The following is a 15,249-nucleotide window of genomic DNA, read 5'->3' as shown; positions in this document are numbered from 1 at the left end:
AGTAAGGAAGGCAGTGTGTTCATCGAATTAGTTATTGTTCTGTTCCACGCATCGCACTAGTAACGCTCCGGTCGCTCAATCGCGTAGCGACTCTTTCTCCTCTACATGCTGGTGTAGTTGGGCCCCCCGCCTCCCTCGGGTGCACGCCAAACGATGTTCTGACTCGGGTCCTTGATGTCACAGGTTTTGCAGTGCAGACAGTTCTGCGCATTGATTTGAAATCGGCTCGCCGCCCCTTCCTGCACAATCTCGTACACACCGGCAGGACAGTACCGTTGCGCAGGCTCGGCAAAGGTGGGCAGGTTAAAAGCAATGGGTATTGAGGAGTCCCTGAGCGTCAGATGACAGGGCTGGTCTTCTTCATGGTTCGTGTTCGACAGATAGACTGAGGAAGTTTTATCGAAACTCAGGACGTTATCGGGCTTCGGGTAGTGAAGGACCGAAGCGCTATCGGCAGGATCCATGGTCGAGTAGTCGGGGCGTTTGTCGTGGAAAGTCCAAGGCAATTTCCCTTTCAACAGGTTCAGATCAACCCAGGCGTATGCGGCCCCGATCAGATTGCCGAACCTGTGCATGGCGGGTCCGAAATTACGCTGCTGGTAAAGTTCGTCGTGGATGGACGATGCCCTGAATTTCCCGTCATACGCTGCCAGATCCTGGCCAGCCGACTCATTGGCAGCAAAAGCCTCAAAGATCGTTTCAGCCGCCAGCATTCCGGACTTCATCGCCGTGTGGGAGCCTTTGATCTTGGCGAAATTCAAGGTGCCGGCATCACACCCAATCAGTAGACCACCCGGAAAGTGCATTTTCGGCAAGGACTGAAGCCCGCCTTTCGCAATGGCTCGCGCGCCGTAGCTTATGCGAGAGCCGCCCCGAAGATACTGCTCGTAAAGAGGGTGATGTTTGAGCTGTTGAAGCTCATCAAACGGCGAGAGGTAAGGATTGCGATAGTTGAGATCCACGACCTGCCCGATCACCACCGTGCCGTCCTCCAAGTGATACATGAAGGCGCCACCCTGCGTGCCACTCTGGGTCAATGGCCATCCAGTGCTATGAATCACAAGCCCGGGAACATGTTGCGCAGCGGGGATTTCCCAGACTTCCTTGATACCCAAACCGTAGTGTTGAGGATCGGAATCGGCATCGAGCTGATACTTGCTGATCAGTTGCTTGCCCAAGTGCCCGCGACAGCCTTCCGCGAAGACAGTCTGCTTACCGATCAGCTCGATACCCGGGGTGAAGCCGCCTTTGTGTTCTCCGGCCCGTCCCACACCCATGTCTGCGGTTACAACGCCTCTGACCCTGCCTGCCTCATCGTACAGAACGTCGGAAGCAGGAAAGCCTGGAAACACATCGACGCCCAGAGCCTCCGCTTGCTGGCCTAACCAACGACAAACGTTGCCCAGGCTGACGATGTAGTTACCTTCGTTGTGCATCGTGCTGGGCGCGAACACCCCGGGAACCCGAATTGAAAGGCTCGAGGATGACAGATAGAAAATTTCGTCTGACTGCACCGGGGTGTTCAGTGGTGCCCCCATGTTTCGCCAGTCAGGAAATAATTCATTGAGCGCGGTGGGTTCGAATACAGCACCGGACATGATGTGCGCGCCGACCTCTGCGCCTTTTTCAACGAGACATACCGTCAGGTCCCGTCCTTCTGCAATCGCCAGCTGACGCAGGCGAATGGCAGCAGATAGCCCGGCAGGCCCTCCACCCACTACGACGACATCGAATTCCATAGCCTCGCGTTGCATCAAAACCTCCACAGGCATCGAACATAGCCTCTGGAGCCCATCGTACGAGCGGCTTAACAGCTACAACAAACGATGTATCAGTTGCTTATTAATAAGTTTAGCTAATCCATGAGTGACCACTCGGAGGCTCGACAACCCGTCACCCGTTCACCGCAAGCGATTCCAGAAAGGTCTCCAAAACCAAATGGGGACGGCGACCTTTTCGAGTGACAGAAGCCAGCGTCAGATCGTAAAAACAGGAATAGGGTTTCAGTGCTCTGAGCCTTCCTTCTGCAACCCAACTCCGCGCGTAATGGTCGGGCAGGTAACCGATGTACTGCCCGGTGAGAATCAGGAAAGCCATCCCTTCCCGATCCGATGCGCTGGCAGTGCACTTCAGCGCTTGATAGTGCTCCTGGATGGTTGCAGGTAGGCGGAATGTCGGGGCTATGGCGTCCTGCTCCTGGATACGCTGCTCACTCAAATCCAGATCCTTGAGGAAAAACAAAGGATGGCCAACACCGCAATAGAGCTGGGAACGCTCGCTATACAGCGGCTGATATTCAAGACCTGAAAGCGCACCGACTTGCGGGATGACGCCAACGTGCAGGCGACCATCCAGCACGCCTTGCTCAACCTCACCAGGTGTACTCATTCGAATTTGAATCTGAACGTCAGGTCCTTTCTTCTTGAGTGAAGCCAGTGCGTCCGTGACACGCATGTGCGGCATCGTTACCAGGTTGTCCGTCAGGCCAATGATCAACTCGCCCCGAAGGTGACTGTGCATCCCGTTGACTTCGCTTCGAAATCCCTCCATTGCGGACAACAAGCGTAAACACGCCTCGTACACCTGCTGCCCATCCTCCGTCAGGGAGAACCCGGCGCGCCCTCTCTGGCATAACCGTAAGCCTAATCGCTGTTCAAGCTCTGTCATTTGCTGGCTGATCGCTGACCTGCCAACACCGAGAACACTCTCGGCAACGGAGAACCCACCGCATTCCACGACACTCCGAAAAATTTTGAGCATTCGAATATCAAAATCAGTGACTTGAGCAACGGGATTGGGACGGCGCGCTTTCATAGTTTAGACAACCCGAAACTAAAGGTATCGAAAGGTATGTTTTATCGAATCTAATCGCGTGTCAGTTTCTAAGCAAGCCTTGAATTCGCATTCAGGACGCTCAACAGGACAACTCTCCGATTGACCACGATGAGTATCTCTCCACGAGGACCACTGCTCATGAACACACAACAGGCTCACACACCTTCCCTGGCCAGCCAGCTGAAACTGGACTCGCACTGGATGCCGTTCTCGTCAAATCGCAACTTCCAGCGCGATCCACGTTTCATCGTTTCGGCTCAAGGCAGTTGGCTGACCGATTCCGACGGCAGAAAGGTCTACGACAGCCTCTCCGGCCTGTGGACCTGCGGTGCAGGCCATTCGCGCAAAGAAATCCAGGAAGCCGTAGCCCTTCAGTTAGGTACGCTGGATTACTCGCCTGCGTTTCAATACGGCCACCCGTTATCGTTCATGCTGTCCGAGCGTGTCGCTGACCTTATGCCCGGCGACCTCAATCATGTGTTCTATACCAACTCCGGCTCCGAGTGCGCAGACACCGCCGTAAAAATGGCCCGGGCGTACTGGCGCCTGAAAGGTCAGTCGACCAAGACCAAAATGATCGGCCGGGCACGTGGATACCACGGCGTGAACATCGCTGGCACCAGCCTGGGGGGCATCGGTGGCAACCGTAAGATGTTCGGTCAATTGATGGATGTCGACCACCTGCCCCACACGTTGCAGACTGGATTGGCCTTCACCAAAGGCATGGCGGAAACCGGTGGTGTGGAACTGGCAAATGAGCTGCTGAAACTCATTGAGTTGCATGACGCGACGAACATCGCAGCCGTTATTGTCGAGCCTATGTCGGGCTCCGCAGGTGCCATCGTTCCTCCCAAAGGCTACTTGCAACGCCTTCGCGAGATCTGCACTCAACACAATATTCTGTTGATTTTCGACGAAGTGATCACCGGGTTCGGGCGCATGGGCACCTGGAGCGGCGCAGAGTACTTCGGTGTGCAACCGGACATCATGAACGTGGCCAAACAGATCACCAACGGCGCCATTCCGATGGGCGCGGTGATTGCCTCCAGCGAGATATATCAAACGTTCATGACTCAGGCGAGCCCTGAATACGCGGTCGAATTCGGCCATGGCTACACCTACTCGGCGCACCCGGTTGCCTGCGCCGCGGCCCTCGCGACACTGGATCTGCTGGAGAAGGAAAACCTCATTCAGCAATCCGCCGACCTGGCGCCGCATTTCGAACGCCAGTTGCACGGCGTACGGGGTGCCAAACACATCGTTGACATCCGTAACTGCGGCCTCGCCGGCGCCATTCAAATCGCACCCCGTGGCGGCGATGCGATTGTGCGTCCGTTCGAGGCTGGCATGGCGCTCTGGAAGGCCGGTTTCTATGTGCGCTTCGGCGGCGACACCCTACAGTTCGGGCCGACCTTCAACGCCAAACCGGAAGACCTGGACCGGATGTTCGATGCCGTCGGTGAAGCCTTGAACCACATCGACTGAAGTCACAGACCCTGCGCGCTGGTGAGCCGTACTTGCCAGCGCAACCCTTTTTTTCAACTTTCGAGGTCTCTATCCATGAGCATCATTCAGCACCTGATCAACGGCGAACTTGTCGCTGGCGCCGGTCGTACCGCCGACGTGTTCAACCCCTCCACGGGCGAAGTCATTCACCAGGTTTTTCTCGCGGACCGCGCCACCGTTCAAAGCGCCATTGACGCCGCCACCGCCGCGTTTCCCGCATGGCGCAAGACGCCAGCGGCCAAGCGTGCTCAGGTAATGTTTCGCTTCAAACAATTGTTGGAACAGAACGAAGCCAAAATCGCCCGGATGATCAGCGAAGAGCACGGCAAAACCATTGAAGATGCCACTGGGGAACTCAAACGTGGTATCGAGAACGTCGAGTTTGCGTGCGCGGCGCCTGAAATCCTGAAGGGTGAGTTCAGCCGCAACGCGGGCCCGAACATCGATGCCTGGAGCGACTTCCAACCTGTCGGCGTTGTGGCCGGTATTACGCCGTTCAACTTTCCAGCGATGGTTCCACTCTGGATGTATCCGTTGGCCATCGTCTGCGGCAACTGCTTCATCCTCAAGCCTTCTGAGCGCGACCCAAGCTCTACCCTTTACATTGCAGAGTTGCTGATAGAAGCGGGTTTGCCTAAAGGGGTAATGAGCGTAGTTCACGGCGACAAAGAAGCGGTCGATGCGCTGATCGAGGCGCCGGAAGTGAAAGCATTGAGCTTCGTAGGGTCGACGCCTATCGCTGAATACATCTACGCCGAAGGCACCAAACGCGGCAAGCGTGTCCAGGCCTTGGGCGGCGCTAAAAACCATGCTGTGCTCATGCCGGACGCTGACCTGAACAATGCCGTTAGCGCCCTCATGGGGGCGGCTTACGGCTCGTGCGGCGAACGCTGCATGGCAATTTCCGTCGCCGTTTGTGTGGGTGACCAAATCGCCGATGCACTGATCGATAAGCTCGTACCGCAGATCCAGGCGCTGAAAATTGGCGCCGGCACATCCTGTGGCCTCGACATGGGACCACTGATCACTGGCGCCCACAGGGACAAAGTGAAGGGCTACGTGGACGAAGGTGTTGAGTCCGGGGCCGAGTTGGTCGTCGATGGTCGTGGGCTTCAGGTAAACAACAACGAAAATGGCTTCTTCTTAGGTGGATGCCTCTTCGACCGCGTAACGCCTGAAATGCGCATCTACAAGGAGGAGATTTTCGGCCCCGTGCTGTGCATCGTGCGCGTAGCGAGCCTTGAACAAGCCATGCAACTCATCAACGATCACGAGTACGGCAACGGCACTTGCATCTTCACTCGCGACGGTGAAGCTGCGCGCTTGTTTTGTGACGAGATCGAAGTGGGCATGGTGGGTGTGAACGTTCCGCTACCGGTCCCGGTGGCGTACCACAGCTTTGGCGGCTGGAAGCGCTCGCTGTTTGGCGATCTTCATGCGTATGGTCCGGATGGTGTTCGTTTCTACACTCGTCGTAAGGCGATTACACAGCGCTGGCCGCAACGGGCCAGCCATGAGGCTGCGCAGTTCGCGTTTCCGAGTAACAGTTAAGGGAAAGGAGCCCGCTTATGGCGGGCTCCCGATTCCTCACCCATTTCGCAGAGATTAACGAAGCTCCGACTCCAGCCAGGTACAAAACGCCTGTGCAGCCCCTGACAGCGGCTTGTTATGCGGCTTCAGCAGGTAGAAACCGGCAAGGCATTCAATGCTCTGATCGAGCGGCGACACAAGCTGTCCACGCAGCCTGGATTTCTCCACAAGTTCCTCGTTAAGCAGACACACGCCTGCGTTTTCAATCGCCATGCTCGCCGCGATTGCGTAACTATCGACGTAAAACCGCTGATAGTTTTCCGCCTCGCCTTGCGGGTAAGTAGCCAGCCAGTCACTCCAGCCATTGGGTGTGCCCAACACATCGATCAAGGGCAGGCTGAGCAATCCCCCGGCGTTGCGAAGTTTGGCGGCAACGTCCAACGAGCAGTAAGGTTTCAGCTCAGTCGAGAGCAGCTGTTGGATATCGTACTGCTGCCAGTTACCGGCACCATAACGAATCTCCAGCTCTGCGCTGGAAGGTGGCGCATCCGCCTCCCAGTTAACGCCGTACATGCGAAGAGAAATTTGCGGATACAGCTCAGCAAACCGCTCCATGCGCGGGGCGAGCCACAACTGCGCAAAGGAGTTGTTTACGCTCAATTCAAGTACGCCTTGGGCGACCGAGCTGAAGATGTTGTTCATCCCTTGGTGCATATGCCAAAGGCCTTCCCGGACCACTGCCAAATACGCCCGCCCCGATACGGTCAGCTGGATCGAACGTGTTTGCCTCAAAAACAGCGCCTTGCCGAGTTTGTGCTCGAGCAATTTTATCTGCTGGCTGACCGCCGACTGGCTCATGTTCAATTCAACCGCCGCAGCAGAAAAGCTCAGATGCCGCCCGACTGATTCAAACGTCCGAAGCCAGTTGAGCTGAAGGTTGGTCAACGACATTGCGGCACCCCGGCATAAGCCCTACTTATAAATGAAACTGGTATACATCGTTTGTAGTGCCATCTCAAGCGCCTTAGCATCGAATCCAGACGCCCGGAGCCCCGGCGAATCACGTCTCCAATTGACCCGTCAAAGGATCCCCCCGAGATGAAATCGGAAGCCAAAGTTTTAGTGATTGGTGGTGGTATTACTGGTGTGAGCACGCTTTACCATCTGGCCAAATCCGGCTGGACGGATGTCATGCTGGTGGAGAAGCTTGAACTGACATCGGGATCGACCTGGCACGCCGCGGGCAACCTTCCTTCGTTCAGCACCAGCCTGAACATCATGAAACTGCAGAAACACAGCATCGAGCTGTATCGGCAACTCGCCGAGCAGACCGGCCAATCGGTCGGCCATCATCAGACCGGTTCAATTCGACTGGCACACACCCAGGAACGTCTGGACGAGTTCAAACGCGTGTCGGGTCTAGCCACGCTGGCCGGTTTGCATGGCGTCGAAGTGGTCGACAACAAGCGTTTGAAAGAGCTGCACCCGTTCCTCGACACCGCCGGCTTGCTCGGAGGGCTCTGGGATCCTTACGACGGCCATATCGATCCGACCAGTGTGACCAATGCCATGGCTCAATTGGCCCGTGGTTACGGTGCTACGATTGTTCGGCACAATCCGGTCACTGCAATTACCCAGCTCGCCGACAAGAAGTGGCAGGTGACCACCGAGCAAGGCGTCATTCACGCAGACATCATCGTCAACGCTGCCGGGTTCAGAGCCAATGAGGTGGCGGCGATGATCGGCCATCAGTTCCCGATCTGCTCGCTCGAACATCAGTATCTGGTTACCGACAATATTCCAGCTCTGCTGGACAGGCCCGACCACCTGCCTCTGCTACGCGATCCGGATATTTCCTACTACCTGCGCCAGGAAGGCAAAGGACTGATCCTCGGCCCCTACGAGCGAGAGCCGGTGGCATGGGCCGTCGATGGCGTGCCAGCGACGTTCGGCCAGGAACTGTTGCAACCCGAACTGGACCGTCTGGAAGAGATCATCGGCGCGGCGATGGAACAGGTGGGCATCATCGGTGACGGCGGGATCAAGACCGTGGTCAATGGCCCTATCGTGTACACCCCGGATGGGCTTCCCCTACTTGGCCCCGTGCATGGCTACGACAACTACTTCGCTTGCGCAGGTTTTAGTTTCGGGATCACTCAGGGCGGTGGCGCAGGCCGTTATCTTGCTCAGTGGATCATCGACGGGCACCCCGAGGTTGAACTGTGGGAACTGGATTCCCGTCGCTTTGGTAGCTACGCGAACCTTTCCTACACAGTCGCCAAATCGCTTGAGCTGTACGCCAACGAGTACCAGTTGAGTTGCCCGAACGAATACGCGATGCGCCCGGCGTGTCGCGAGGTCAAAACCACACCGACTTACGAAATACTCAAACACAAGAATGCCGTATTCGGTGCCTATTACGGCTGGGAGCGCGCCAGCTGGTTTGCACAATCTGACAATGCCCCAGTCGAGAACTTCAGCTACAGCCGGGGCAATTGGGATGCAGCAGTCCGGTCGGAATGTGAAGCGGTGCAAAATCGCGTGGGTATCCTCGATCTGAGCGCCTTCACAAAATTCGAGATATCTGGAAAGGATGCTCATTCATTTCTGGATCGGATCAGCCCCAACCAGGTTCCTGCCAAATGCGGGGATGTAGCGCTCGCCCATGTACTCACCCCATCAGGAAGCGTGGCGTGGGAGTTCTCCATGACGCTTCTGGAAAGCGGCGCGTTTTACCTGATGTGCCCGGCGGCCTGTGAGCTGCTGATTGAAGATTGGCTGCGGCAACGGGCAGCGAAATACACGGATATCTCCATCGCGAATATCACCCGGGACTGGGGCACGCTCATCCTGGCTGGCCCTAAATCAAGGGAGGTGCTGTCCAAGCTCACCGACACCGATCTGAGCAATGAAGCATTCCCCTGGTTTACCGGCCAGGAGATCCAAGTCGTTGGCGCTCCCGTACGCGCGTTGCGGATGAACTTTGTCGGCGAATTGGGATGGGAACTCCACCATCCGCTCCAACACCAGCAGGCACTTTACGAAGCACTCGTTTGGGCGGGAGAAGCGTATGGAATCGTCGACTTCGGGCTGCGGGCCATGGACTCGATGCGCATCGAAAAAGGCTATCAAATCTGGGGCCGCGAGCTGACAACCGAGTACTCGGCGCTGGCTGCCAACATGGGCTACTTCATCAAGACCGATAAAGGCGATTTTGAAGGGCGTGCGGCAGTGCTGGCAGAAAAAGAGAAGCCGAGTGCCCACCGGCTCGTGCTGATGGAAGTCCAAGCAGGGCCTGCTGATGCATTGGGTAGTGAGCCCATTTTCCACCAAGGGAAACTGGTTGGGCTTACTACATCAGGATCCTACGGTTATCGCGTCAACAGGAGTTTGGCGATGGGCTTTATCAAGCGCGAACTTGCGTCCCTGGATACTGAACTCACCATCAAAATTCTGGGTGAAGAATGCTCTGCGAAAGTTATTCGTGGGTGCCTTTACGATCCTAAAGGCGAACGCCTGAAATCTTAATCATGCAACTGCCTCCATGGAAGTGGGGGCAGCTTCTGAACGCTAATGGGTAGGATGAAATGACCACTACACAACCTTTGGAAAAAGCGCCCAGTGCAGAGGCTTCCATAATCGATGGGAAGGCGTTTGCCGAAACCTTGCGCAAGAATGTTGCCGTCGGTGCAAGGGCCTTCAGGGAGAAGCGCGGCAGAGCCCCTGGGCTGGCTGTCGTACTAGTCGGGAGCGATCCTGCCAGCCAAGTTTACGTGAAGACCAAAATGAAGAAGGCGCTTGAGTCCGGGATTGACTCTTTCCCTCATCTGCTCGAAAGCGATACGTCCGAAGCAGACCTGCTGAACCTGATCGATAAGCTGAACAATGACCGCTATGTGCATGGGATTTTGGTGCAGCTTCCGCTGCCCGCCCATATCGATGAGTCGAAGGTTATTGCGGCAATTAACCCGGCCAAAGATGTCGACGGTTTCCATCCGATCAACGTGGGCCTGCTGGGTCAGGGTAAAGCCAAACTGATTCCCTGCACGCCTCTAGGATGCCTGATGATGTTGAAGGATCAGATAGGTGACCTTAGTGGCAAAAAAGCGGTAATTGTCGGCAGGTCCAACATCGTCGGAAAGCCAATGGCGAATTTGCTCTTGCAGGAAAACTGCACGGTCACGATTGTGCATTCCCGAACGCGAGATCTCATCGCTGAATGCCGTCAGGCCGACATACTTGTGGTAGCGATTGGACGGGCGGAATTTATTGATGCAAGAGCCATCAAGCCAGGTGCAGTGGTCATTGACGTTGGCATCAACAGAGTCGATAAAAACGGAGTATCGATTCTAGTCGGTGATGTCGATTTCGACTCTGCCAAGGACATCGCAGCGGCCATGACTCCAGTTCCAGGAGGCGTTGGCCCTATGACCGTTGCTTGTTTGATGAAGAACACCCTGGCAGCTGCGGAGGCGATTGAGAGTAATACTGCTGCACGCTACTGACAGTATAAATAGCGGAGCGGTTTAACCGATAACCGATCAATCCTTATGGAGAGGCCCGCCTTACCGCCTTACGTGGGCTTTTGCCAGCGTTTTCGTATCCGCCCTGTCATGCCTTCGTCACACCCACCAAGCACAATGCGGTCAGCCAAAGGGATTTGGCCCCATCGACAGAAAGCCCGGCTAAGTGCCAGGTTTTTTTTTCGTTCCAGCAACATGCTTTTCACGAAATGCTCACAGAACGGGGCGCAGATTGAACGGACAAAAGGATTTGACCCCATACAGAGAGCCCGCCATGCGCGGGCTTTTTGTTGTCAGCCATTCCCGCAGCTAAGCTCCCCACTCTCTCGAATGGAGTCGCAGCTATGCCCTCCCCCAATACTCGCTACCGGATGTCCTTAAGCGCCGGTACCAAAACCAGCTCGCCTTCGCCTTAGAGGTGGCCTTGATGGAGTTGAGGTCCAAAGCCCACCAATCAGGCTGTCCCCCGACGCCCCCCCTGCAACTGGACCCTGTGCACATGCGGTCTGGAGCCAGCGCGCTGTTCGGCGCGAAGGATGCCCCCCGTACGACACAGCTCATCAGATACACATCCCAAACTATATGCTCGCGGGCAAAATGGCATAATATGCCAAGGATCGAAAGAACCTGTTTGCTCAGAGCTGGAGCTAACTATGGCGACGCGAAACGTTGTGCTCACCCCTCACCAGAAACAGGTTATCCAGGACCTGGTACAGTCCGGCCGTTATCAGAATGCCAGCGAAGTGATGCGGGAAGGTTTGCGTCTATTGGAACAGCGCATCGCCGAAGACGCCGCCAAAATCGAGGCCCTGCGTCAGGCGACCTCGATAGGCATCATGGACCTTGAGCACGGGCGCTTCACTCAGTTGAACGAAGGGGATCTGGAGCATTTCCTTGAGGGATTGAGCCAGGTGGCAACCATCCCGGCGAGGGAGACACACTGAGCATCCCGCAGTGTCGGATTCCAACGCTGCGCGCACCGACATTGTCGGCATCCTCAGGCTCTCCCAGACGCAGGCTGACGCCTCGGCACATAAATTTCAGACAAAAAAAAGCCACTCATCTGAGTGGCTTTTTTTAAATCTTGGAGCGGGAAACGAGACTCGAACTCGCGACCCCGACCTTGGCAAGGTCGTGCTCTACCAACTGAGCTATTCCCGCGTCTTGGTGTGGCGCATTCTATAGATTCCCAACACGCCGTCAACCCTTTGATTCAAAAAAGTTTTATTTCGGATCAACATCGGTCCGCAGGTGCGGCCAGGCGGCGCGCAGGTATTGGACCATCGACCACAGCGTCAGGCCGGCGGACACCAGCAGCAAGGCATAACCCAACAGGACCCAGAAACTGAAGTCCGAGGGATTCGCCAGCAGGATCACCAGCGCGAGCATTTGTGCGGCGGTTTTCCATTTGCCGAGGTTCGACACGGCGACCTGGGCGCGGGCGCCCAGCTCGGCCATCCATTCGCGCAGGGCCGAGACGACGATTTCGCGGCCGATGATCACCGCCGCCGGCAAGGTCAGCCAGAGGTTGCCATGTTCCTGTACCAGCAGCACCAGGGCCACCGCGACCATCAGTTTGTCGGCCACCGGATCGAGGAACGCGCCGAACGGCGTGCTCTGCTCCAAGCGTCGGGCCAGGTAACCATCCAGCCAGTCCGTCGCGGCGGCGAAGGCAAAGACCGAGGCGGAGGCCACGTAACTCCAGTGATACGGCAAATAGAACAACAAAATGAAGATCGGGATGAGCAGGACGCGTAGGACGGTAATCAGGTTTGGGATATTCATCGGCACAACTGGCTACGAGGTTGACGGGCATTCTACTCGCTATGCAGGTTTGCATAAATCGACTCTGCAAGCTTTTTACTGATACCGGGTGCTTTGGCTATCTCCTCGATGCTGGCACGAGACAGCTCCTGCAAGCCACCAAAATGTTTCAACAGATCACGCCGGCGCGTGGGCCCGACCCCTGCCACGCCTTCCAGCGTGGAAGTGCGGCGGGTCTTGCCGCGGCGGGCACGGTGGCCGGTGATAGCGAAACGGTGGGCTTCGTCGCGGATCTGCTGGATCAGGTGCAGGGCCGGCGAATCCCCTTTGAGGGTGAACTCATGGGCCGCGTCGTTCAGGTACAGGGTCTCGAAACCGGCCTTGCGCGTCGCTCCTTTGGCCACGCCGAGCAGGATCAGGTCCGGGACCGCCAATTCATTGAGCACGTCGCGGGCCATGGACAATTGGCCTTTGCCGCCGTCCACCAGCAGGATATCCGGCAGCTTGCCCTCCCCGTCCTTGATCTTGCCGAAGCGCCGCATCAGCGCCTGGTGCATCGCCGCATAGTCATCGCCGGGGGTAACGCCCTCGATGTTGTAGCGCCGGTAATCGGACTTGATCGGGCCTTCCGGGCCGAACACTACGCAGGAGGCAACGGTTGCCTCGCCGCTTGAGTGGCTGATGTCGTAGCACTCGAGCCGCTGCGGTGGCTCGTCCAGATTCAAGACGTCAGCCAGGGCATCGAAGCGTGCCGCAACGTGCTGGCGGTTGGCCAAACGTGCACCGAGGGCCTGTTCGGCGTTGGTCACGGCCAGTTGTTGCCAGCGCGCGCGGGTTCCGCGCACACGGTGGCTGATGGTCAATTCGCGACCGCGTAGCTTGTCGATGGCTTCGATCAGGGCTGGGAAATCTTCATGGACCACGTTGACGATCAATTCGCTGGGCAAGTCGCGTTCAGGGCTGCTGATGTAGTACTGCCCCAGGAAAGCGGCCATGACTTCCGCCACGTCTTCCTCGATACCAACCTGGGGGAAGAAGTTCTTGCTGCCCAAGACGCGGCCGCCCCGCACGTTGATCAAGTGCACACAGGCGCCGCCCGGGTTGATGAACGCCGCCACGATATCGACGTCGCCGCTGCCGCCTTCCATGCTTTGCTGATCCTGGACCCGGCGCAGCAGCCCGATCTGGTCGCGAAGCTCGGCGGCGCGTTCGAATTCGAGGTTGATCGAAGCCTCTTCCATGGCGGCGGACAGCTCATCGGTCAACGCATTGCTGCGCCCTTCCAGGAACATCACGGAGTGACGCACGTCCTCGGCATACACCTCGGGCTCGACCAGCCCCACGCATGGCGCCTTGCAGCGTTTGATCTGGTATTGCAGGCACGGCCGGGTGCGGTTCTTGTAGTAACTGTCTTCGCATTGGCGAACGAAGAAGGTTTTCTGCAGCAGGCTCAGGCTTTCACGAATCGCCCCGGCGCTGGGGTAAGGACCGAAGTACCGTCCCTTCGCCTTCTTGGCTCCGCGATGAATGCTCAGGCGCGGAAACGCCCCGTCGGACAAGAACACGTACGGGTAGGATTTGTCGTCGCGCAGCAGGATGTTGTACGGCGGGCGCCACTCCTTGATCAGCGTCTGCTCAAGCAGCAACGCCTCGGTTTCGTTGGCCGTGATCGTGGTTTCGATTTGCGCGATACGCCCCACCAGGGCGGCCGTCTTCGGTGCGAGGCCGGTCTTGCGGAAATAACTGGCCAGGCGCTTCTTGAGGTTCTTGGCCTTGCCTACGTAAAGCAGGCGCGCATCGCTGTCGAACATGCGGTACACGCCAGGGCGGCCGCTGCAGGTCGACAGGAAGGCACTTGGATCAAACTGTTCAGTCATTATCAGGCGCTGGCATCGACCATGCCATGACGCACCGCCAGCAGCGTCAACTCGACGTCACTGCTGATCGAAAGCTTTTCGAAGATACGGTAACGGTAGGTATTGACGGTCTTGGGCGACAGGCAGAGTTTGTCGGAGATGATCTGGACCTTCTGGCAGCCGACAATCATCAAGGCAATCTGGATTTCTCGCTCGGAAAGCGCATCGAAGGGCGAATCGTTGGTCGGCTGGAACGACTTGATCGCCAGCTGCTGGGCAATCTGCGGGCTGATGTAGCGTTGCCCGGCAAACACCAGGCGGATCGCCTGGACCATCTCGTTCAGGCCGGCGCCCTTGGTGAGGTAGCCCGCCGCGCCTGCCTGCAACAACCGGGTCGGGAATGGATCTTCCTCACACACCGTTACCGCGACGACCTTGATATCAGGATGGCTGCGCAACAGCTTACGCGTGGCTTCAAGGCCGCCGATGCCCGGCATCTTGACGTCCATCAGAACCACGTCGGGTTTCAATTCCCGCGCCTTGATCAGGGATTCCTCCCCGGACTCGGCCTGGCCAACTACCTGCAGGCCATCGATGTCAGCCAGCATCCGCGTAATGCCCGTACGGACGAGATCATGGTCATCGACCACTAACACCCTAATCAAGCAGACACCTCACGATTTTGGTCTTGTATGGGTTGCCCCACACCTTAGCAAAAAAGCACTCGGCAGACCTAGCGCAAACAGGCAGATAAAAGTTACAACACATCTTCTCGGCCCGACACTCGAAGCCTCAAGCACCTACGTCTCGCTGCATCCTCAGGAAACACTCGTCTTCGCCGACCACCTGCAGCCCCATGCGCTCATAAAGGGCCCTGGCCGGATTATCCTTGAAGACCGTCAGGCGCAATGCCGGTCGATGTTCAAGTGCCACCATCCGCCAGACCTGTCCGATCGCCCAGGTTCCGGCACCCTGCCGACGAAACGCCTGGTCTATCTGCAGCTCGCGGATATACAAGGCGCGAGCGTCACGGCTAAGGCTGACAAAACCCAGCGCCTGGTCATCACGGTGGATGATCCAGTTCAGGCGGATGACCCAGGCCAGGTCGAACGCTTCGTCCTGCCACAGCAAATCATGGCGCAGATAATAGGGAAGCATGTTGCGGCAAGTCAGTTGCCGGGCGAAATCGATGTCGCCGACCTCAGCCAGGCGCCATTGGAAACTCATGGAAACCT

The 15,249-nt window shown here is 57.1% G+C and carries 12 protein-coding genes and 1 tRNA gene; 5 read left to right on the top strand and 8 right to left on the bottom strand.

From position 1 onward, the window contains the following. Positions 1 to 101: 101 nt before the first annotated feature. Both JMN22_RS02815 and JMN22_RS02810 read right to left on the bottom strand, forming a co-directional pair. Positions 102 to 1,754 (bottom strand): electron transfer flavoprotein-ubiquinone oxidoreductase, encoded by a 1,653-nt coding sequence (locus JMN22_RS02815; RefSeq protein ID WP_198795729.1) that lies wholly within the window; start codon positions 1,752 to 1,754, stop codon positions 102 to 104. 139 nt (positions 1,755 to 1,893) lie between these two features. Next, a complete protein-coding gene (locus tag JMN22_RS02810) occupies positions 1,894 to 2,814 on the bottom strand; it encodes a LysR family transcriptional regulator (protein ID WP_198795728.1) in 921 nt (306 codons plus the stop codon). Between the two features lie 159 nt (positions 2,815 to 2,973). On the opposite strand from JMN22_RS02810, the gene JMN22_RS02805 reads away from it, so the two are divergent. Together JMN22_RS02805 and JMN22_RS02800 are read left to right on the top strand one after the other, a co-directional pair. After that, positions 2,974 to 4,320 (top strand): aspartate aminotransferase family protein, encoded by a 1,347-nt coding sequence (locus JMN22_RS02805; RefSeq protein ID WP_060614019.1) that lies wholly within the window; start codon positions 2,974 to 2,976, stop codon positions 4,318 to 4,320. 75 nt (positions 4,321 to 4,395) lie between these two features. Then, positions 4,396 to 5,892 (top strand): CoA-acylating methylmalonate-semialdehyde dehydrogenase, encoded by a 1,497-nt coding sequence (locus tag JMN22_RS02800; RefSeq protein WP_060614020.1) that lies wholly within the window; start codon positions 4,396 to 4,398, stop codon positions 5,890 to 5,892. A 54-nt stretch (positions 5,893 to 5,946) separates the two neighbouring features. On the opposite strand, the gene JMN22_RS02795 is transcribed toward JMN22_RS02800, so the two are convergent. Continuing rightward, positions 5,947 to 6,822: a LysR family transcriptional regulator gene (locus JMN22_RS02795; protein WP_060614021.1), complete on the bottom strand. Its 876-nt coding sequence runs from the start codon at positions 6,820 to 6,822 to the stop codon at positions 5,947 to 5,949. Positions 6,823 to 6,969: 147 nt separating this feature from the next. Here JMN22_RS02795 and JMN22_RS02790 point away from each other — a divergent pair, with 147 nt between their 5' ends. The 3 genes from JMN22_RS02790 (at position 6,970) to JMN22_RS02780 (ending at position 11,338) form a co-directional block, all read left to right on the top strand. Then, a complete protein-coding gene (locus tag JMN22_RS02790) occupies positions 6,970 to 9,399 on the top strand; it encodes an FAD-dependent oxidoreductase (protein ID WP_198795727.1) in 2,430 nt (809 codons plus the stop codon). A 59-nt stretch (positions 9,400 to 9,458) separates the two neighbouring features. Then, positions 9,459 to 10,376 carry a bifunctional methylenetetrahydrofolate dehydrogenase/methenyltetrahydrofolate cyclohydrolase FolD gene (folD, locus tag JMN22_RS02785; RefSeq protein ID WP_236010236.1) on the top strand — a complete coding sequence of 306 codons (918 nt, stop codon included), beginning with the start codon at positions 9,459 to 9,461 and terminating at the stop codon, positions 10,374 to 10,376. A gap of 671 nt (positions 10,377 to 11,047) precedes the next feature. Further along, positions 11,048 to 11,338 carry a type II toxin-antitoxin system ParD family antitoxin gene (locus JMN22_RS02780; RefSeq protein WP_198795726.1) on the top strand — a complete coding sequence of 97 codons (291 nt, stop codon included), beginning with the start codon at positions 11,048 to 11,050 and terminating at the stop codon, positions 11,336 to 11,338. 141 nt (positions 11,339 to 11,479) lie between these two features. Here JMN22_RS02780 and JMN22_RS02775 read toward each other — a convergent pair. The 5 genes from JMN22_RS02775 to JMN22_RS02755 all read right to left on the bottom strand — a co-directional run bounded on the left by JMN22_RS02775 (position 11,480) and on the right by JMN22_RS02755 (position 15,241). Further along, positions 11,480 to 11,555, bottom strand: a tRNA-Gly gene (locus tag JMN22_RS02775). 63 nt (positions 11,556 to 11,618) lie between these two features. Further along, a complete protein-coding gene (gene pgsA, locus JMN22_RS02770; RefSeq protein WP_030141409.1) occupies positions 11,619 to 12,179 on the bottom strand; it encodes a CDP-diacylglycerol--glycerol-3-phosphate 3-phosphatidyltransferase in 561 nt (186 codons plus the stop codon). A gap of 32 nt (positions 12,180 to 12,211) precedes the next feature. Next, positions 12,212 to 14,035, bottom strand: coding sequence for an excinuclease ABC subunit UvrC (uvrC, locus tag JMN22_RS02765; RefSeq protein ID WP_030141408.1), 1,824 nt, complete (start codon positions 14,033 to 14,035; stop codon positions 12,212 to 12,214). A 2-nt stretch (positions 14,036 to 14,037) separates the two neighbouring features. Then, a complete protein-coding gene (gene gacA, locus JMN22_RS02760) occupies positions 14,038 to 14,679 on the bottom strand; it encodes a response regulator transcription factor GacA (RefSeq protein ID WP_003200277.1) in 642 nt (213 codons plus the stop codon). Between the two features lie 127 nt (positions 14,680 to 14,806). Beyond that, positions 14,807 to 15,241, bottom strand: coding sequence for a GNAT family N-acetyltransferase (locus JMN22_RS02755; RefSeq protein ID WP_198795725.1), 435 nt, complete (start codon positions 15,239 to 15,241; stop codon positions 14,807 to 14,809). Positions 15,242 to 15,249: the final 8 nt, after the last annotated feature.

Origin of the sequence: Pseudomonas sp. HB05, assembly GCF_016756915.1 — a bacterium.
In the GTDB taxonomy this organism is placed as follows: domain Bacteria; phylum Pseudomonadota; class Gammaproteobacteria; order Pseudomonadales; family Pseudomonadaceae; genus Aquipseudomonas; species Aquipseudomonas alvandae.
Note: the sequence above shows the minus strand (reverse complement) of the source record. Positions and strands in the feature narration are given on the sequence as shown.